General features: G+C 68.1%; 16 protein-coding genes. 13 read left to right on the top strand and 3 right to left on the bottom strand.

Annotated elements, in window-relative coordinates; genetic code table 11:
- Window positions 1–10 precede the first annotated feature (10 nt).
- Both NJD74_RS15630 and NJD74_RS15625 read left to right on the top strand, forming a co-directional pair.
- A complete protein-coding gene (locus tag NJD74_RS15630) occupies window positions 11–2,080 on the top strand; it encodes a tetratricopeptide repeat protein (RefSeq protein ID WP_070473816.1) in 2,070 nt (689 codons plus the stop codon).
- A gap of 10 nt (window positions 2,081–2,090) precedes the next feature.
- Complete coding sequence (locus tag NJD74_RS15625) at window positions 2,091–2,702, top strand: YbhB/YbcL family Raf kinase inhibitor-like protein (RefSeq protein WP_019184911.1); 612 nt, start codon at window positions 2,091–2,093, stop codon at window positions 2,700–2,702.
- 203 nt (window positions 2,703–2,905) lie between these two features.
- On the opposite strand, the gene NJD74_RS15620 is transcribed toward NJD74_RS15625, so the two are convergent.
- Together NJD74_RS15620 and NJD74_RS15615 are read right to left on the bottom strand one after the other, a co-directional pair.
- Complete coding sequence (locus NJD74_RS15620) at window positions 2,906–3,730, bottom strand: META and DUF4377 domain-containing protein (RefSeq protein ID WP_026070061.1); 825 nt, start codon at window positions 3,728–3,730, stop codon at window positions 2,906–2,908.
- A gap of 71 nt (window positions 3,731–3,801) precedes the next feature.
- Window positions 3,802–4,596: an undecaprenyl-diphosphate phosphatase gene (locus NJD74_RS15615; protein ID WP_026070060.1), complete on the bottom strand. Its 795-nt coding sequence runs from the start codon at window positions 4,594–4,596 to the stop codon at window positions 3,802–3,804.
- A 223-nt stretch (window positions 4,597–4,819) separates the two neighbouring features.
- Between NJD74_RS15615 and glnA the strand changes: the two genes are divergently transcribed.
- The 10 genes from glnA to NJD74_RS15565 all read left to right on the top strand — a co-directional run bounded on the left by glnA (window position 4,820) and on the right by NJD74_RS15565 (window position 14,753).
- A complete protein-coding gene (glnA, locus tag NJD74_RS15610) occupies window positions 4,820–6,229 on the top strand; it encodes a type I glutamate--ammonia ligase (protein WP_019184908.1) in 1,410 nt (469 codons plus the stop codon).
- Window positions 6,230–6,578: 349 nt separating this feature from the next.
- Window positions 6,579–6,917 carry a P-II family nitrogen regulator gene (locus NJD74_RS15605; RefSeq protein ID WP_019184907.1) on the top strand — a complete coding sequence of 113 codons (339 nt, stop codon included), beginning with the start codon at window positions 6,579–6,581 and terminating at the stop codon, window positions 6,915–6,917.
- A gap of 18 nt (window positions 6,918–6,935) precedes the next feature.
- Window positions 6,936–8,369, top strand: coding sequence for an ammonium transporter (gene amt / locus NJD74_RS15600; protein WP_070473814.1), 1,434 nt, complete (start codon window positions 6,936–6,938; stop codon window positions 8,367–8,369).
- Window positions 8,370–8,510: 141 nt separating this feature from the next.
- Complete coding sequence (locus tag NJD74_RS15595; protein WP_070473812.1) at window positions 8,511–9,260, top strand: N-acetylmuramoyl-L-alanine amidase; 750 nt, start codon at window positions 8,511–8,513, stop codon at window positions 9,258–9,260.
- Window positions 9,261–9,319: 59 nt separating this feature from the next.
- A complete protein-coding gene (locus NJD74_RS15590; RefSeq protein WP_254427820.1) occupies window positions 9,320–10,435 on the top strand; it encodes an MltA domain-containing protein in 1,116 nt (371 codons plus the stop codon).
- Between the two features lie 61 nt (window positions 10,436–10,496).
- Window positions 10,497–10,847, top strand: a complete 351-nt coding sequence (locus NJD74_RS15585; protein WP_070473808.1) for a VOC family protein — start codon at window positions 10,497–10,499, stop codon at window positions 10,845–10,847.
- Window positions 10,848–10,901: 54 nt separating this feature from the next.
- The gene (locus NJD74_RS15580; protein ID WP_070473806.1) at window positions 10,902–11,960 is read left to right on the top strand and encodes an ATP-binding protein; all 1,059 of its coding nucleotides are present in this window, start codon (window positions 10,902–10,904) and stop codon (window positions 11,958–11,960) included.
- Complete coding sequence (gene ntrC, locus NJD74_RS15575) at window positions 11,953–13,404, top strand: nitrogen regulation protein NR(I) (RefSeq protein WP_319624542.1); 1,452 nt, start codon at window positions 11,953–11,955, stop codon at window positions 13,402–13,404. The genes NJD74_RS15580 and ntrC overlap by 8 nt, the downstream gene beginning before the upstream one ends.
- Window positions 13,405–13,497: 93 nt before the next feature.
- Complete coding sequence (locus NJD74_RS15570) at window positions 13,498–14,064, top strand: superoxide dismutase family protein (RefSeq protein ID WP_070473801.1); 567 nt, start codon at window positions 13,498–13,500, stop codon at window positions 14,062–14,064.
- Between the two features lie 53 nt (window positions 14,065–14,117).
- Window positions 14,118–14,753 carry a superoxide dismutase family protein gene (locus NJD74_RS15565; protein ID WP_102788809.1) on the top strand — a complete coding sequence of 212 codons (636 nt, stop codon included), beginning with the start codon at window positions 14,118–14,120 and terminating at the stop codon, window positions 14,751–14,753.
- Window positions 14,754–14,887: 134 nt separating this feature from the next.
- Here NJD74_RS15565 and NJD74_RS15560 read toward each other — a convergent pair whose 3' ends face one another.
- On the bottom strand, window positions 14,888–15,775 hold the full coding sequence (locus NJD74_RS15560; RefSeq protein ID WP_070472014.1) for a hypothetical protein: 888 nt from the start codon (window positions 15,773–15,775) through the stop codon (window positions 14,888–14,890).
- Window positions 15,776–15,867: 92 nt separating this feature from the next.
- On the opposite strand from NJD74_RS15560, the gene NJD74_RS15555 reads away from it, so the two are divergent.
- Window positions 15,868–17,163: an acetyl-CoA C-acetyltransferase gene (locus NJD74_RS15555; protein ID WP_026070059.1), complete on the top strand. Its 1,296-nt coding sequence runs from the start codon at window positions 15,868–15,870 to the stop codon at window positions 17,161–17,163.
- Window positions 17,164–17,226: the final 63 nt, after the last annotated feature.

Here is a 17,226-nt window from a genome sequence, read left to right as displayed (position 1 = left end):
TCGGACCGTCATGCAAGACCAGATTCTCCAAGCCCTGCGCCGCAATGCGGTGGACGATGCCGTGCAGCTGGCGCGCGAGTGGATCGCGGCCGAGCCGGAGCAGCCGCAGGCGCACCGCTGGCTGTCGCTGTCGCTGCAGCAGCAGGGCCAGTTCGATGACGCGCTGGCCAGCCTGCAGCAGGCCCTGACGCTGGCGCCGGACAACGCCGACCTGCATCTGCAGCAGGCCGGCCTGTTGCTGGCCCTGCGCCAGTTCGACGCGGCCGGCTCGGCGCTGGACCGCACCGCCGAACTCAACCCCAACGAACTGTCCGCGTACGTGATGCAGGCGCACCTGGCACTGGCCCGCAATGATGTGGACGACGCCGACCGCCTGACCCGCCTGGGCCTGCGCGTGGATGAGGAACATCCGGAACTGGCCGCCCTCTCGGGCATGGTCGCGCTGCGCCGGGGTGAGGTGGATCGCGCGCTGGCCCAGCTCTCGGCGGCCAGCCAGGCGCTGCCGGATGATGCCCGGGTGCTTTACGCACTGGGCTTTGCCTACCTGGGCAAGGACATGCTGGCCTTCGCCGAGCAGGCCTTCCGCCGGGTACTTGCCCTGAATCCGGCCACCACCGCCCTGCAGGGGCTGGTCGTCCAGCTCGCGCTGCGCCAGGGCAACCTGGAGAGCGCAGCGGACATGATGCGCCAGGTCCTGGCCGTGCCCGGCGGCGATACGCCGGCCATGCGCCGCCTGGCCGGCGAGCTCGAACTGCAGGCCGGCCAGCCGTTGCAGGCGCTGGAGCACCTGCTGCCGGTGCTGGCGCAGTGGCCCTCCGATCGGCACACGCTTCAGCTGCTGCTGATGGCGTGGCAGCGCCTGGGCCGTGAACAGCAGGCCCGCGAGACGCTGGATGCGACCTTGGCCGATCATCCCGAGGTGCATGACCTGTGGATGGCGCGCCTTACCGTGGAACCGGTGGGTGGCCCGGAAGCGGTGGCCGTGGGCGAACGCTGGCTGCAGGCCATGCCGGAGCACCTGCCGGCACTGGAAACGCGTTTGCGCCTGCACGACATGAACAACGAAGCCGACCAGGCCGAGGCCGTGGCCGAGCGCATCGTCGCGCTGGAGCCGGGCCGGGTTTCCGGTGAAGTGCGCCTGGTCGATGGACTGCTCACGCGTGAGCCGGCTGCCGCGATCGCGCGCGTGCAGGCGCTGCTGGACACGGCCCCGGAGGATGCCCGGGCGGGGCTGCGCGCCTGGCTGGGCTCTGTGCAGGACCGTGCCGGCCAGTACCAGGATGCGCTGCGGACGTGGGTCGACCTGCATGCGGCCGAGGCGCCGCAGCGCCTGCCGCTGCCGCCGCAGGCCAAGGCACCGCTGAGCTGGCCGGACCTTGCGCCGGTGGCTGAAGACAATGCGATCGCCCCGCTGTTCATCTGGGGCGCACCCGGCTCCGGCGTTGAACGCGTGGTCGCCGCGATGGCCGCCGCCAGCCCGGTGATGCGTGGTGACCGCTTCGGGCCGACGCCGCCCAACGATCCCTTCCAGCGCTATCACACGCTGCAGGAGCTCTCGACCGGCAAGCTCACGCCCGAGGCACTGGTGGAGCAGTGGCGCAGCCAGTTGCCAGCCCGGGGCATCGCCGACGGGGCGGTGATCGATTGGCTGCTGTGGTGGGACAACGCGCTGCTGTGGGCGCTGCGCCCCCAGCTGCCGGAGGCACGCCTGGTCATCGTGCTGCGCGACCCGCGCGACATGCTGCTGGAGTGGATCGCCTTCAGTGCCCCGGCCCCGCTCGCGGTGACCTCGGTGCACGAAGCGGCCGAATGGCTGGCGCGTGCGCTGGCCCAGGTCGCCACCCTGCACGAGCAGAGCCTGTACCCGCACGCGCTGTTGAAGATCGACGAGATCGGCAACGATCCGCAGGCGATGGCCGAGTACCTCGGTGCCCACTTCGGCATGCGTTTCCCGCCGGCCGGCACGCTGGGCCCGGCCCGCATGGCCCCCGGCCACTGGCGCGATTACCGCGAGGTGATGGGGCCGGCGTTCGCGCTGCTGACCTCGGTCGCGGTGCGCCTGGGTTACCCGGAAGAATGAGGAGACCTGTATGCATCTGAGCAGTGACAGCATCACCAACGGCCAACCGATCGCCGCCACCTTCGCGGCCGGCGATGCCGAAGGCTTCGCCCCCAACCGCAACCCGCAGCTGGCCTGGCACGATGTGCCGGCCGGCACCCGGTCGTTCGCGCTGCTGTGCATCGACCCGGATGTGCCGACCGTGCCCGATACGGTCGGCCGCCAGGATTGCACGGTGCCACGCGATCAACCGCGTGCGCACTTCGCGCACTGGGCGATGGCCGATATTCCGGCCGATGTGCGCGCGCTGGCCGCGGGCAGCTGCAGCGACGGCTTCACCGTGCGCGGCAAGACCCAGCCGGCCGGCCCGGCGGGCAGCCGCCAGGGCCTGAACGATTTCACCGGTTGGTTCGCCGGCAATCCGGACATGGCCGGCCAGTACCTGGGCTATGACGGCCCGTACCCGCCGTTCAACGACGAGCGCGTGCACCGCTACTTCTTCCGCGTGTTCGCGCTGGACGTGGCGCAGCTGGAGCTGCCCACGCCGTTTACGGCTGCCGATGTGCTGCATGCGATGCACGGGCACGTGCTGGCCGAAGCATCGCTGCATGGCACGTATACGTTGAACCCGGCGCTGGCGTGATCCCCCGGTGGGTGCCGACCGTTGGTCGCCACCACATCCGGTAGATGCCGACCGTTGGTCGGCGTTACATCCGGTAGGTACCGACCGTTGGTCGGTACTGCGCTGTCGGGAGCCGGCCAGCGGCCGGCACTACAGTCCGGAGCCCGCCAGCGGCCGGCACTACAGGATGAAGAAGGGCGGCCAGCGGCCGCCCTTCTGCGTTCTTATTTCTTCTCGTTCGCCGACTCGACCACCATGTCCAGCACGTAAGCGTTGGACGAGGCATCGGCCGGTGGGTTGGCGATCGTGTAGCGCTTCACGCGCACCACGTTGCGCACGCCGTCTTCGTGGGTGTAGCCCTCGATGACGTCGTAGAAGTTCTGCCACTCGCCCGGCTCGCCCTGCTTGATGCCGTTGGCGTCGTAGCGGATCTCGCGCGTCTGCAGGCACTGCTTGTCGCGGATCAGCGGGTGCGGGCACGGCTTGGTCTGCGCGGCCACCTCCAGGAACACCGTTTCGCCTTCGCCGCCGTAGCGGGTCTCAGCGGTCGGCTCCGGGGTGAACACCAGCACATCGCCGTTGGCGGTACGCAGGGTCAGCTGGCCGGCATCGCCCAGCTCGGTCTTGAGCGCGCCTTCCAGGCGGCTGCCGACGGCCTGGTCCAGCGCCATCAGGTTCTTGTCGGTGCAGGCCATCATGGTCGAGGCCATCGGCGAGACGGTCAGCGAACCATCGGCCAGCGTGTAGCCCCCGCCCATGCGGTTGCAGGTGTTGCTGATCGCGATGCGGTCATCCTTGAAGTCCAGCGTGACCGGCTTGTCCGCGCGGGCGAACAGCGCATCGATGCGCTTGCCGCTTGCATCGGTGGCCGATTCCAGGCGCCAATGGCTGCCCTGCAGGCGCTGCACATCCAGGCGGGCCACGGCAGCCTGGTCGGCGGCGGCGGTCGGTGCCGGGGCGAGGTCATCGCGGCCGGCCGGGGCGGTGGAAGGGTTGCTGCAGGCGGCCATCAGGGCCAGCGGCAGCATCAGCATCAGGGTGCGTTTCATGTACATCTCCTTGGGAACCTGGGGAAAAACGCCGACGCGCCCCCAACGGGGTCAGGTCGGCGCCGGGCCGTTCAGTTGCCAGCGGGCAACCAGAGCAGCAAGGCCGCGCCCAGTGCGATGCGGTAGACCGCGAACGCCGTGAACTTGTGCGACTTGATGTAGCCCAGCAACCACTTCACTACGATGAAGCCGGTGACGACCGCGGCAAGGAAGGCCACGCCGACGTCGGTCCAGTTCTCACTGGCGAGCTTGCCGTCCTTGGCCAGTTCCAGGAAGGCATAGCCGCTGGCGGCGAACATGGTCGGGATGCCGACCAGGAACACGAACTCGGTGGCTTTCGCGCGGCGGCTCAGGCCGAACAGCATCGCGATGAAGATCGCCGCCGCCGACCGCGAGGTGCCCGGGAACACACCGGCCACCACCTGCGCCACACCGACCAGGATGGCGACCTTCCAGGTCACCTCATCGCGCTCGGGCAGGCGTGCGGTGTAGGCCTCCACCAGGATCATCCACAGGCCGCCGATGATCAGTGCCCAGGCTACCGGCGTGACCGTCTCCGGCAGTTCCCAGCCGGCCAGGCGGACCGGCAGGCCGACCACGGCGGTGACCAGGAAGGCGGTGCCGAGCTTGAGCACGTAATCGCGGTTGGCGCGCTCATGCAGGCCGGTCGCCAGGGTCCACAGCCGCTGCCGGAACACCAGCGTGATCGCCAGGATCGCGCCGGCCTGGATGATGATGTTGAAGAAGTCCGAGCGTGCGCCCAACCAGTGCTGGGCGATCAGCAGGTGGCCGGTGCTGGAGATCGGCAAGAATTCGGTGAGGCCTTCAAGAATGCCCAGAAGGAGGGCGGAGAGCAGGTCGGACATCGGGGGGGCTGGGGCTCGGAATGGGTGAAATCGGGAGGCAGCATAAAACATCCGCGTCCCGCACCAAATGTGTGCGTGGTGCAGGGCGCGCACTATTTTGGTGCGGATAGCCGTGCACTGCGGGGTCGGGCAGCCCAGTGAAATCAAGGGTTTGTGAAGTCTGAAAAGTTGGCACGGGGATTGCTTTATCCACTCAGGCAATCACCCATCTGAGGTTTCACCGATGTCCGTGGAAAATGTTGAGAAGCTGATCAAGGACAACCAGATCGAGTTCGTCGACCTGCGTTTCGTCGATATGCGTGGTATCGAGCAGCACGTCACCTTCCCGGTCAGCATCGTGGAGCCGTCGCTGTTTGAAGAAGGCAAGATGTTCGATGGCAGCTCGATCGCCGGCTGGAAGGGCATCAACGAGTCGGACATGGTCCTGCTGCCGGACCCGTCCAGCGCCTACATCGACCCGTTCTACGCCGACCCGACCCTGGTCATCAGCTGCGACATCCTCGATCCGGCCACCATGCAGCCGTACGGCCGCTGCCCGCGCGGCATCGCCAAGCGCGCCGAGGCCTACCTGAAGTCCTCCGGCATCGCCGAGCAGGCCTTCTTCGGTCCGGAGCCGGAGTTCTTCATCTTCGATTCGGTCCGCTTCGCCAACGACATGGGCCACACCTTCTTCAAGATCGATTCCGAAGAAGCGGCCTGGAGCACCGGTGACAAGTACGACGGCGCCAACAGCGGCTACCGTCCGGCCGTCAAGGGCGGCTACTTCCCGGTCCCGCCGACCGATTCGCTGCACGACCTGCGTGCGGAAATGTGCAAGACCCTGGAACAGGTCGGCATCGAAGTGGAAGTGCAGCACCACGAAGTGGCGACCGCCGGCCAGTGCGAAATCGGCACCAAGTTCAGCACCCTGGTGCAGAAGGCCGATGAACTGCTGCGCATGAAGCACGTCATCAAGAACGTTGCCCACCGCAACGGCAAGACCGCCACCTTCATGCCCAAGCCGCTGGTCGGCGACAACGGCAGCGGCATGCACGTGCACCAGTCGCTCTCCAAGGGCGGCACCAACCTGTTCTCCGGTGATGGCTACGGCGGCCTGAGCCAGCTGGCGCTGTGGTACATCGGCGGCATCTTCAAGCACGCCAAGGCGATCAATGCCTTCGCCAACTCCGGCACCAACAGCTACAAGCGCCTGGTCCCGGGCTTCGAAGCCCCGGTGATGCTGGCCTACTCGGCCCGCAACCGTTCCGCCTCGTGCCGCATTCCGTGGGTGTCCAACCCGAAGGCGCGCCGCATCGAAATGCGCTTCCCCGATCCGATCCAGTCCGGCTACCTAACTTTCACCGTGCTGATGATGGCCGGCCTGGACGGCATCAAGAACCAGATCGACCCGGGCGCACCGAGCGACAAGGATCTGTACGACCTGCCGCCGGAAGAAGAGAAGCTGATCCCGCAGGTCTGCTCCTCGCTGGACCAGGCCCTGGAAGCGCTGGACAAGGACCGCGAGTTCCTCAAGGCCGGTGGCGTGATGAGCGACGACTTCATCGACGGCTACATCGCACTGAAGATGCAGGAAGTCACCAAGTTCCGCGCGGCGACCCACCCGCTCGAGTACCAGATGTACTACGCGAACTGAGCAACAGGTGACGATGACGAAGGATTTCCCTCCCACCCTTCGTCATCGTCGCCGCTTTTCCGGCTGGGGAGCCGGCAAGGCGACCATGTTGTAGAGCGGACCGTTGGTCCGCTGAAAAAGGTAGAGCGGACCGTTGGTCCGCTCTACCACCAGGGGCAAGAGAGACCGGACGCGTGTCATGGGCCCTTCCTCCCTCCCGCGTCACCGCTGGCGTCGCCCTTCGGGCGTCGGCAACGGCGTGGCCCATGCAACGTTCGGCGCAACGACCGGCGGCCATGTGCAAGTGGCCGCCGGTTGACCTGACATCGGCCCCATGCGGGCCGGTTCCATCCACCATCGGGATATGCGCATGAAACTGATCTCCGCCATCATCCGGCCGTTCAAGCTCGACGAGGTCCGCGAGGCCCTCTCCGACGCTGGCGTGTCGGGCATCACCGTGACCGAAGTCAAAGGCTTCGGGCGCCAGAAGGGCCACACCGAGTTGTATCGCGGCGCGGAGTACGTCGTGGATTTCCTGCCGAAGATCAAGATCGAGACCGTCGTGACCGACGATCGCCTGGAGGCCGTGGTCGAGGCCATCCAGACCGCGGCCGGCACCGGCAAGATCGGCGACGGCAAGATCTTTGTCACCGCGGTCGAACAGGTCGTCCGCATCCGCACCGGCGAAATCGGCGCTGACGCGCTCTAACCCCACTCGGAGCCCACAATGAAGACCTCTTTGTTCACCGGGTGGCAAGCCCGGTTCCATGCCGTGTGCCTGATGATGGTGCTCAGCGCGCTGGCCGTCGGTGCCTTCTCCACCAGTGCGCACGCCCAGGCCCAGGTTACCCCGGCACCGTCGGAGACGGTCGCGGTCGAGCCGCTGCCGGCCACGCCGGAAGCCACGGCCGCCCCGGTCGCCGAAGCCGCCGCGGCGGCCACGTTCGATCACGGCGATGTCGCCTGGATGCTCACCTCCACCCTGCTGGTGCTGCTGATGGTGGTGCCGGGCCTGGCCCTGTTCTACGGCGGCCTGGTGCGCTCCAAGAACGTGCTGTCCATCCTCAGCCAGATCCTGGTGGTGTTCTCGCTGGTGCTGATGCTGTGGGTGGCCTACGGCTACAGCGCGGTGTTCAGCCAAGGCAACGCCTTCTTCGGCTCGTTCACCGAGTTCGCCTTCCTCAAGGGCTTCGGCCCGGATACCGTCGGCAACACGCCGATCGCCGGCCTGCCGGACTACCTGTTCGTCGCCTTCCAGTCGACCTTCGCCGGCATTACCACCGCGCTGATCGTCGGTGCGTTCGCCGAGCGCATCAAGTTCAAGGCCGTGCTGCTGTTCTCGGCCCTGTGGTTCACCCTGAGCTACATCCCGATGGCGCACATCGTGTGGGGCGGCGGCTATCTGGGTGAGATGGGCGCGATCGACTTCGCCGGTGGCACCGTGGTCCACATCAATGCCGGCGTGGCGGGCCTGGTGGGGGCGTACTTCGTCGGCAAGCGCATCGGCTACGGCCAGACCGCATTGAAGCCGCACAACGTGCCGTTCACCTACATCGGCGCGATGCTGCTGTGGGTGGGCTGGTTCGGCTTCAACGCCGGCTCGGCCGCCGCCGCCGACACCGTCGCCTCGCTGGCCTTCATCAACACCATCCTCGCCACCGCCGCCGCGGTACTGGGCTGGACCCTGGTCGAAGCGGTCAGCAAGGGCAAGCCGTCCGCGCTGGGCGCTGCCTCCGGCGCCGTCGCCGGCCTGGTCGGCATCACCCCGGCCTGCGGCACCGTCGGCCCGCTGGGCGCGATCGTGATCGGCCTGGTCGCCGGCGTGGTCTGCGTCTGGGGCGTCACCGGCCTCAAGCGCCTGCTCAAGGTCGATGACACCGCCGATGTGTTCGGCGTGCACGGCATCGGCGGCATCGTCGGTGCGCTGCTCACCGGTGTGTTCAGCGCGCAATCGCTGGGCGGCACCAAGGCCGACCTGGACATCGGCCACCAGGTCTGGGTGCAGCTGGTCAGCGTCGGCTTCACCATCGTCTGGTGTGCCGTAGCCACCGTGCTGATCCTGCTGGTGGTGCGCATGGTGTTTGGCCTGCGCGTCACTGAAGAAGCAGAGCGCACCGGCCTGGACGTCACCTCGCACGGCGAGTCGGCCTACGAGGCCTGATCCGCGCGCGCTACCGCATTAGAAACGAGAGAGAGATGTTCTACCTTTGCCGGCGGCCTTCGGGTCGCCGGTTTTTTGTGGGCGCCTGCCGGGCATTACCGTGCTTTGGCAGCTGATCGTGCAATCACGCACAATGCAGGCATGCACGTGACCCGTACTTCCCTCGCACTGCTCGCCCTTCTGCTGCTCGCCGCCTGCGCCAGCACCGAGGTCCGCAGCCCGCTCGCCACCTGGGTGCCGTCGCCGAACCACAACGCGCGCGCGCCGGTGGTGATCGTGCTGCACCACACCGATCAGCATTCCGTGCAGCAGAGCCTGGACACGCTGCGCAGCGCCAACAGCGGCGGCAAGGTCAGTTCGCACTATCTGGTCGGGGCCGATGGCCACATCTACCAACTGGTCGGCGATGACCGGCGCGCCTGGCATGCCGGTCCCGGTCGCTGGGGGACGATCACCGATCTCAACTCGGCCTCGATCGGCATCGAGATCGACAACGATGGCGACACGCCGTTCGCACCGGCACAGATCGCGGCCCTGATCCGCCTGCTGGATGACCTGTGCACGCGCCTGCGCATTCCGCCCAGCCAGATCATCGCGCATGCCGATCTGGCCCCCTCGCGCAAGCAGGATCCCAGCCGTTTCTTCCCGTGGCAGCAACTGGCCGAAGCCGGTTTCGGCGTATGGCCGCGCGCAGCCGATGGCCCGGCACCGGCCGGCTTTGATGCCTGGATGGCCCTGCAGGCCTTCGGCTACCCGATGGACGACCGGGCGGCCGCCGTCGGCGCCTTCCATCGCCGCTTCCGCGGGCGCGACGATCTTCCCGCAGATCTTGATGCCGAAGACGCCCGCATCCTGCACTCGCTGCTGCTGCAACAGGAACGCCGCCCATGAAGTCCGATTCCCTTCGCCACGCACTCAAGCACGCCGCGCTGTCGGGGGTCGGGTTGGCCATGTTGAGCGCCTGCGCGGTCGCGCCGCAGCGCCCTGCGTCATCGCCAGCGACCGTGCCCACCAGCACCTACGCAAAGACGAGTTGGAACGCATTGCCCGCCGTCGCGGACGCCGATCTGCAGGCCGGCTTCGCCGCCTGGCGCAGTGCCTGCCCGCGCCTGAAGACAGAGGCCAACTGGGCACCCACCTGCGCCGCGGCCGCCAAGGTTGCCACCACGCCGGCCGCCATCCGCCAGTTCCTGCAGGCGAATCTCGACGTCTATGCCCTGCGCGCCGGTGGCAACCGGGCCGATGGCCTGATCACCGGTTACTACGAGCCGATCTATGCCGGCAGCCTCACCCGCACCGCCAAGGCGGCGGTGCCGGTGTACGGTGTGCCCGACGACATGATCAGCGTCCAGCTCGAGAGTCTTTATCCCGAACTCAAGGGCAAGCGCCTGCGCGGACGCGTGGAAGGGCGCGTGCTCAAGCCGTATGACGATGCCGCGCGGATCGCCGCGAACGGCGTCAAGGCACCCGTACTGGCCTGGCTGACCAGCCCGATGGACCTGCAGTTCCTGCAGATCCAGGGATCGGGCCGCGTCCAGCTGGCCGATGGCCGTCAGCTGCGGATCGCCTACGCCGACCAGAATGGCCATCCCTATCGCCCCATCGGCCGCTGGCTGGTGGAGCAGGGTGAACTGAAGCAAGCCGACGTCAGCATGGCCGCCATCCGCGCCTGGGCCGATGCCCACCCGACCCGTGTGCCCGAACTGCTTGCCAGCAATCCCAGCTATGTGTTCTTCACCCGCGGCCCGGACAGCGACGAAGGCCCGCGCGGCTCGTTGAACGTGCCGCTGACCGCCGGCTACAGCGTTGCCGTGGATCGCAACGTGGTGCCGTTGGGCAGCCTGCTGTGGCTGTCCACCACGCGCCCGGGCGGCACCGCGCTGGTGCGCCCGGTCGCCGCGCAGGATACCGGCGGTGCCATCACCGGTGAGGTCCGCGCGGACCTGTTCTGGGGCACCGGCGATGCGGCCGGCGAACTGGCGGGGCACATGAAGCAGAAGGGCACGATCTGGATGTTGTGGCCGAAGGGCGTGGCGTTGCCGAAGGCGCCGGTCACGGCGAACTGACGACGCGCGGATCTGGTGGAGGCGGGTATACGTGCGGTTGTTGCAGCGCCCGGGAGGGCTCATGAAGGTCAAACGCATCATCGCCAATATCGCCGCGTCCGATCCGTCCGCCGCGGACAGTTTCTATCGGGACATCCTCGGCCTGGAGCTGGTCATGGATCACGGCTGGATCCGCACCTATGCGGGATCCGCGGATATGACCGTCCAGGTGAGTGTGGCGTCCGAAGGCGGCTCCGGTACCGCCGTGCCCGATCTCTCCATCGAGGTCGACGATCTGGACGAACTGCTTCGTCGGGTGAACGCGGCCAACCTCCCCATCGCCTATGGCCCAGCCAACGAACCGTGGGGCGTGCGTCGGTTCTACCTCCGCGATCCGTTGGGCCGGCTGGTCAACATCCTGCAGCATGCGTGAGCGAGGCAGGAAACCGGGATCAACAGGCTTGCCGTTTTGCACTACATTGGTGCAATGACCACCGCGCTCCCGCCTCCCGCCCTCGACGCCCTCGGCACCCCGGTCGCCTGGGCCGATGCCAGTGGCCGCCTGGTGGGCTGCAATCCCGCCTTCGCGCGCTGGCTGGGCGTGAGCGTGCGGCGCTTGCTGGGCCAGCCGATGGCCTCGCTGGAGGCCCAGGGCGACGCCCTGGCCCACTTCCTGGCCCGTGACGAGCGCGACACCCTGCGCCTGCACCGGCTGGCCCTGGCGCTGCCGGGCGATGCGCCGCGCTTTGCCGAGGGCTGGCTGAGCCGCTGGGACGAGGGTGGCTGGTTGCTGGAGGCGCATCCGGTCGATGAATTCCCGGGGCTGGATCCCACGCAGGCGCTGCCCAGCGCGCTCAGTGCCGCGCTCAAGGGTCTGGCGCACGAGCTGCGTAACCCGCTGGCCGGGTTGAAAGGCGCGGCCCAGCTGCTGGCACGGCGCAACGCGCAACGCGATCCGGACGAGCGTGAACTGATCGAGCTGATCGGCTCGGAGATCGAACGCCTCAACGGCCTGCTCGAGCAGCTGCTGTCGCCGGCGCCGGCCGCGCCGCATGCAGCGCTCAACATCCATGCCTCGCTGGAGCGCGTGCTGCGCCTGGCCGAGAGCGAGGGTGGCTGGGCCGTCCGGATGCAGCGCGATTACGACCCCAGCATTCCCGAGTTCGATGGCGACGCCGACCGCCTCACCCAGGCCGTGTGGAACCTGGTCCGCAATGCGATCCAGGCCGGTGCGGGCACCGTCACCCTGCGCACGCGCGTGGAGCACGGCGTGCGGATCACCGATCAGCTGCACCCGCTGGCACTGCGGCTGGAAATCGCCGATGACGGCCGTGGCGTGCCCGAAGACCTGGCCGAGCACCTGTTCCTGCCGCTGGTCAGTGGTCGTGCCGAGGGCACCGGGCTGGGCCTGGCGCTGGCGCAGCAGGTCGCGCGCGAGCATCGCGGCACCCTGACCTACCGCTCGCGCCCGGGCCATACCGTATTCACCGTGCTGCTGCCGATCGGGCAGGGCACCCCCGCCGAGGACACCGCCACTCATGGCTGACCAGGTCGATACCACTGCCCAGCGCGTCTGGGTGGTCGACGATGACCGCGCGGTGCGCTTCGTGCTGTGCACCGCGCTGCGCGAGGCCGGCTACCGTGTCGAAGGGTTCGACGGTGCGGCTGCCGCGCTGGCGATGCTCGCCGAGCAGGCGCCGCCGGATCTGCTGTTCACCGATGTCCGCATGCCCGGCGATGATGGGCTGGTGTTGCTCGACAAGCTCAAGGCAGCGCATCCGCAGCTGCCGGTGATCGTGATGTCGGCCTATACCGATGTGGCGAGCACCGCAGGTGCCTTCCGCGGCGGTGCACAGGAGTTCCTGTCCAAGCCATTCGATCTGGACGATGCGGTCGCCCTGGCGCAGCGCGTCCTGCCGGCCCCGGATGTCACCTTGGCCGAGCCGAGCGAGACCGCCAGCACGATACCGCCCGATCAGCGTCCGCAGCTGGTCGGCGATACGCCGGCGATGCGCGCGCTGTTCCGCGCGATCGGGCGCCTCGCGCAGGCGCCGTTGTCGGTCTTGATCAACGGCGAAACCGGCACCGGCAAGGAGCTGGTCGCGCATGCGCTGCACCACGAGTCGCCGCGCGTGCAGGGGCCGTTCGTCGCCCTCAATACCGCGGCGATTCCGTCCGAGTTGCTGGAGAGCGAGCTGTTCGGCCACGAGGCGGGTGCGTTCACCGGTGCACAGCGTCGCCATATCGGCCGCTTCGAGCAGGCCAATGGCGGCACCTTGTTCCTGGATGAAATCGGCGACATGCCGTTGCCGCTGCAGACGCGCCTGCTGCGCGTCCTGGCCGAGGGCGAGTTCTTCCGCGTCGGCGGGCGCGAGTTGATCCGGGTCGATGTGCGTGTGATCGCCGCGACCCATCAGGATCTGGAAACGCTGGTCGCGCAGGGGCGCTTCCGCGCCGATCTGCTGCACCGGCTGGATGTGGTGCGGTTGCGATTGCCACCGCTGCGTGAGCGTCGCGACGATGTCGCGCAACTGGCCGAGACCTTCCTGGCCGCGGCCGCGCGCAAACTGGATACGCCTCCCAAGCGGCTGACCGCGGCGGCGCTGCAGGCGCTGCGCGAACACGATTGGCCCGGCAACGTGCGTGAGCTGGAGAACGTGTGCTGGCGCATGGCGGCGCTTGCCGCGGCCGACAGCATCGGCGTGGCCGATGTGGACAGCGCACTGCACCGCGGTGCCGGCGCACCGCGCTCGCGCAGTGCCGGCGATCCGGGGCAGTGGGAAACGTTGCTCTCGGCATGGGCGCGCCAGCGTCTGGCCGAAGGTGCCGAAGGCCTGCACGCGCAGGTGCGTGACCGGGTCGACCAGGCCCTGCTCGAAGCGGCGCTGCAGATCACCCACGGCCGCCGTGCCGAGGCCGCCGCGCGGCTGGGCATGGGCCGCAACACCCTGACCCGCAAGCTCGGCGCCGGCCGCCGTCGCGGCGGATGAACCGCATGTCCACACCGCGTGTGCGCCATGTCCGGGCCGCTTTCATGGCCTGTGGACGAGCACACGGTTAGTTTGCAACCAAGGAGTCTTCCCATGCGCAGTTCCCATGTCGTCCTCGCTGCGGCGATCACGGTCGGTCTGGCCGCCTGCGGCAGCACACCGCCGCCGCGCCCCGTCGCCCCCGTCGTGCCGGTGGTCAGCACCGCGCAGATGGCAGAGGCCAATCTGTCGCCCGCCTCGGCCAGCCTGGTCAGTGGGCGCCTTGCTCTGGTGCCGGATGCCCGTGGCGTGCACATCACCGGGGTCATCGGTGGCCTGCAGCCGCTGCAGGTGGCCGGGTTCCACGTGCATGAGCGCGGCGACTGCAGTGCGGTCGACGCGAGCAGCGCTGGCGCGCATTTCAATCCCGCCGGTCAGCCGCACGGCCGCAACAGTGCCGGTGCGCATCACGCCGGTGACATGGACAACCTGCGCGCCGATGCGCAGGGTCGCGTCAATGTCGACATCCGCCTGCCAGCGGTTACGCTTGGCGGCGGCGCAGCCACCGATATCGCCGGGCGTGCACTGATCGTGCACGCCAACGCCGACGATTACCGCAGCCAGCCGGCCGGCAACGCCGGCGCCCGCATTGCCTGCGGCGTCATCCGGGTCGTGCGCTGATCGCGCCCTCCCACGACGTCGTTTCTATCAACGCTACCCGCAAGGAGATCCACATGCGCCTGATCCACACCACGCTGTTCGCTGCCATCGCCGCGCTCGGCCTGACCGCCTGCAACAAGCCGGCCGACACCACCCCTGAAGCCACCCCGGCCGCCGAAGCCACTGCCGCCCAGCCGACCGCTGAAGCGACCCCCGAGGCACCGCCGGCGATGACCAGCGAAGCCCATGCCAACCACACCGCCAGTGCCGATCTCGCGGCCACCCAGGGCAATGACGTCAAAGGCACCGTGACCTTCAGCGTCGTTGACGGCAAGGTGCACGTGAAAGGCCAGGTCAGCGGCCTGAAGCCGAACAGCGAGCACGGCTTCCACATCCATGAGAAGGGCGACTGCAGCGCGCCGGACGGCGCCAGCGCCGGCGGCCACTTCAACCCGGGCCAGGAAGACCATGGCAGCGTGGCCAGCGAACCGCATCACGGCGGCGACATGCCCAACATCAAGGCCGACGCCCAGGGCAACGCCGTGGTCGACGCCCCGGTGTCGACCAACGTCAACATCGGCAAGGGGGATGGCTTTGACATCATCGGCCGCGGCCTGATCGTCCATGCCGACGCGGATGACTACAAGACCCAGCCGACCGGCAATGCCGGTGCGCGCCTGGCCTGTGCGGTGATCAAAGCGGCCCCGTAATCCGGGCCGTGTTTGACGAAAAACGCCGGCGAACGCCGGCGTTTTTTTTGAACGTTGGTAGAGCCACGCCATGCGTGGCTGCCATGAGCGATATCGATTTTCCCGAGGGAGCCGGCCAGCGGCCGGCACTACCGTCAACGCGCCAGCAGCTCGCGCGCGTCCTGTCCGGCCTCGCAATGCACGAACAGCACCGGCAGGCCATGCGCTTCGAGCACGGCGGCCATCTGCCGCTGGCGGATCAGGTACTGGTCGTAGATGCCCTGCAGGCGATCGCAGTCGCCGGTGCCGTGGTTGTAGTACGCACACCAGCCGGCGGGATCGAACAGCGCCATACGCACTTCGCCATCAGCGTATCGAAGCAGCGGCTCCGGCGCGGCATCCAGCCACTCTTCCACGTGCGGTGCCATCAGCGCGGTTTCGATTAGCGGCCACAGAATCGCCAGGCCCTGGTTGTCGTACTGCATCGACATCATCGCGGCGAGATCATTCACCGTGAAATAGCGGGCGTGCTCGATCTGCGCGCCGAAGGCGTTCTGCGCCTGCAGCGCGGTATCGGCCTGCGCCATGCCCTGGGCCAGCAGCACCTCTTCCAGTGCTTCGGCCACGGCCTGGGTCTGGACGACTTCGGTGCCGGTCAGCAGGAACGGGACGACCCGCAGGCCGCCACCGGTCAGGCTGGCATCGGCCTGGAACGGCAACGGCACATCGCCGTCGGCGCCGGCACCAAAGGCCAGCACGCGCGGGCCCTGGTTGCGGCCCGGGGCGCGCATCTGCAGTTCTTCCAGGCGCCGGTGCACCGGCCAGCCCGGGCGCAGGATTTCCGCCGGATCGAAATGGGCGCCGGCGAACACGAAGTCCAGCCCGCTGACGCCGGGCACCAGCTTGGCCAGATCGCGGCCGACGCGCTCGGCCAGTTCACCAGCCTGTTCGGAGGACAGCGCGGCATGGCGCGGGGCGTCGCCGCCGGCCAGTTCCAATGCCAGTACGCCAATGGCATTCATGCCGTGGTCGGGTTTGCTCATGGTTTCACGGTTGGCCCATCACAGGGCGGCAGCTACACTTGGCCCCATTATGCCTGCTCCTTCGTGCAGGCCATGTTGCAGACACCCCTCCCATGCCAGGTATCTCCATGCCCAACGCCCGTCCCGTCGCCATCCTCGGCGGCGTCCGCATTCCGTTCTGTCGCCAGAACACGGCTTATTCGGACGTCGGCAACCTCGGTATGTCGGTGCGCACCCTCGGTGCGCTGGTCGAACGCTTCGGCCTGCACGGCCAGCAGTTGGGCGAAGTGGCGATGGGCGCGGTGATCAAGCACTCCAGCGACTGGAACCTCGGCCGCGAAGCCACGCTGTCCTCGGGCCTGTCTCCGCTGACCCCCGGTATCACCATGCAGCGCGCCTGCGGCACCTCGCTGGATACGATCATCGCGGTGGCCAACAAGATCGCGCTGGGCCAGATCGATTCGGGCATCGGCGGCGGTTCGGACACCACCTCCGATGTGCCGATCGTCTATGGCAAGAAGCTGCGCGCGCGCCTGCTGGCGGCCAACCGCGCCAAGAGCACCGGCGACAAGCTCAAGGCACTGACCCGCGGCTTCAAGCTGAGCGAGCTCAAGCCGGAGTTCCCGGGCGTGGCCGAGCCGCGCACCGGCAAGAGCATGGGCGACCACTGCGAAGACATGGCCAAGGAGTGGAACATCTCCCGCGACTCGCAGGATGAGTGGGCGGTGTCCTCGCACAAGAAGCTGGCCGCTGCCTACGAGCGCGGGTTCTTCAACGACCTGATCGCGCCGTTCCGCGGCGTGGAGCGCGACAACATCCTGCGCGCCGATACCTCGCTGGAAAAACTGGCCACGCTGAAGCCCGCCTTCGACAAGGTCTCCGGGCGCGGCACGCTGACCGCCGCCAACTCCACCCCGCTCACCGACGGCGCCTCGGCGGTGCTGTTGGCCAGCGAAGAGTGGGCGCGCGCGCATGGCCACGAGCCGCTGGCGTACCTGCGTGATTCGCAGGTGGCGGCCGTTGATTTCGTACACGGCGAAGGCCTGCTGATGGCGCCGACCATCGCGGTGCCGGAGATGCTCAAGCGCAATGGCCTGACCCTGCAGGATTTCGATCTCTACGAAATCCACGAGGCCTTCGCTGCACAGGTGCTGTGCACGTTGCGCGCGTGGGAAAGCGAAGACTACTGCCGCAACCGGCTGGGCCTGGAGGCGCCGCTGGGCAAGATCGATCCGGCCAAGATCAATCCGCTGGGCTCCTCGCTGGCCACCGGCCACCCGTTCGCCGCCACCGGCGCCCGCGTGATCGCCACGGCGGCCAAGCAGCTGGCCGAACGCGGCGGTGGCCGCGCGCTGGTCTCGATCTGCACCGCCGGCGGCATGGGCGTGGTGGCGATCGTCGAGCGCTGATCGCCGACGCAGGAAATGAAGAAGGCCGCCCAAGGGCGGCCTTCTTCGTTTCCGGGTAGATCC

The organism is Stenotrophomonas sp. RG-453 (assembly GCF_033843685.1).
In the GTDB taxonomy this organism is placed as follows: domain Bacteria; phylum Pseudomonadota; class Gammaproteobacteria; order Xanthomonadales; family Xanthomonadaceae; genus Stenotrophomonas; species Stenotrophomonas bentonitica_A.
The sequence above is the reverse complement of the archived record's forward strand: the minus strand, read 5'-3'. Positions and strand labels throughout refer to the sequence as shown.

Coding starts and splice junctions, on each gene's coding strand:
- NJD74_RS15630 (WP_070473816.1), top strand. CDS start 11: ATGCAAGACCAGATTCTCCAAGCCCTGCGCCGCAATGCGGTGGACGAT.
- NJD74_RS15625 (WP_019184911.1), top strand. CDS start 2,091: ATGCATCTGAGCAGTGACAGCATCACCAACGGCCAACCGATCGCCGCC.
- NJD74_RS15620 (WP_026070061.1), bottom strand. CDS start 3,730: ATGAAACGCACCCTGATGCTGATGCTGCCGCTGGCCCTGATGGCCGCC.
- NJD74_RS15615 (WP_026070060.1), bottom strand. CDS start 4,596: ATGTCCGACCTGCTCTCCGCCCTCCTTCTGGGCATTCTTGAAGGCCTC.
- glnA (WP_019184908.1), top strand. CDS start 4,820: ATGTCCGTGGAAAATGTTGAGAAGCTGATCAAGGACAACCAGATCGAG.
- NJD74_RS15605 (WP_019184907.1), top strand. CDS start 6,579: ATGAAACTGATCTCCGCCATCATCCGGCCGTTCAAGCTCGACGAGGTC.
- amt (WP_070473814.1), top strand. CDS start 6,936: ATGAAGACCTCTTTGTTCACCGGGTGGCAAGCCCGGTTCCATGCCGTG.
- NJD74_RS15595 (WP_070473812.1), top strand. CDS start 8,511: ATGCACGTGACCCGTACTTCCCTCGCACTGCTCGCCCTTCTGCTGCTC.
- NJD74_RS15590 (WP_254427820.1), top strand. CDS start 9,320: ATGTTGAGCGCCTGCGCGGTCGCGCCGCAGCGCCCTGCGTCATCGCCA.
- NJD74_RS15585 (WP_070473808.1), top strand. CDS start 10,497: ATGAAGGTCAAACGCATCATCGCCAATATCGCCGCGTCCGATCCGTCC.
- NJD74_RS15580 (WP_070473806.1), top strand. CDS start 10,902: ATGACCACCGCGCTCCCGCCTCCCGCCCTCGACGCCCTCGGCACCCCG.
- ntrC (WP_319624542.1), top strand. CDS start 11,953: ATGGCTGACCAGGTCGATACCACTGCCCAGCGCGTCTGGGTGGTCGAC.
- NJD74_RS15570 (WP_070473801.1), top strand. CDS start 13,498: ATGCGCAGTTCCCATGTCGTCCTCGCTGCGGCGATCACGGTCGGTCTG.
- NJD74_RS15565 (WP_102788809.1), top strand. CDS start 14,118: ATGCGCCTGATCCACACCACGCTGTTCGCTGCCATCGCCGCGCTCGGC.
- NJD74_RS15560 (WP_070472014.1), bottom strand. CDS start 15,775: ATGAGCAAACCCGACCACGGCATGAATGCCATTGGCGTACTGGCATTG.
- NJD74_RS15555 (WP_026070059.1), top strand. CDS start 15,868: ATGCCAGGTATCTCCATGCCCAACGCCCGTCCCGTCGCCATCCTCGGC.